Annotated in this window: 1 protein-coding gene; it reads left to right on the forward strand. The window is 48.6% G+C overall.

The window, feature by feature from the left end:
* The coding region (locus tag C7379_RS12575) for a site-specific integrase (protein ID WP_116617559.1) at window positions 1-939 on the forward strand (939 nt) is incomplete at its 5' end.
* Window positions 940-1,023 lie beyond the last annotated feature (84 nt).

Raw genomic sequence — 1,023 nt, forward strand, 5'->3', positions numbered from 1 at the left:
GACGTGAGGGATGCCTATCAGGGGCAAATCCACCGCCAAACCCTGCTCTTGGAGAGTTTCGGGGAGTATCTCACACAGACAAAGGAGCGCATAGGCATCGACCGAGCCTTGAAGACGTTCAAACTTCGTACCTACCAGCTCTCCCTGCTCCGTGAGTATGTGCAGAAAAAGCATAAAGTAAGCGATATACCCCTTTCACAGTTGGATAAAGCATTTATCGAGGGATTCGAGTATTATCTCACCATCGAACGCAGACTGAAACGCAGCAGCATATCGAGTACCTTGTCTACTTTGCAGACCATTGTCCGCATAGCGGTAAAGAAAGGTGTGCTGGACTTCTATCCGTTCTTGGGCTACAGTTACGAGCGACCAAAGGGTGAACCGAGAAGCATTACGCAGGAAGAACTTGAGCGCATCATCAACTTGGAGATTGAATGGGAGAACTATCGTTTTGTCCGTGATTTGTTCGTCTTTTCTTGCTTTTCAGGGCTTGCCATCTCCGATGTCCGCAATCTGAGAGAGGAAAACATTGTCTTGGAAGAAGGCAAACTCTGCATCAAGGGCAGACGCATGAAGACCAAGACCCCGTATCGTGTACAGGTGCTTCCCCCTGCGCTGACTATCATGAATCGTTATAGAGGGATAAGGGCGGGCTTTGTCTTTGACGTGCCGACCACCGACATTGTCCTCAATGGTATGCACTACATACAACGAAACATCGGCATGGAAACTCCGCTAACCTTCCACATGGCTCGCCATACCTTTGCTTCGCTTATCACGCTCTCGGCAGGCGTTCCTATCGAAACGGTGAGCCGTATGCTCGGACACACCAACCTGAGAACGACACAGGTATATGCAGCGGTTTCCTCCGAAAGAATCCATCGGGATATGCAAGCGATACAGCAGCGAATACAAGATACATTCACCTTAAAACTTTGACATTATGGCACGAAGTACATTCAAGACACTCTTTTATATCAATCGCTCCAAAGAGAAAAAGAACGGCAGCTGCCCAATTATGGG

The organism is Hallella colorans (assembly GCF_003096815.1).
GTDB classification, from domain to species: domain Bacteria; phylum Bacteroidota; class Bacteroidia; order Bacteroidales; family Bacteroidaceae; genus Prevotella; species Prevotella colorans.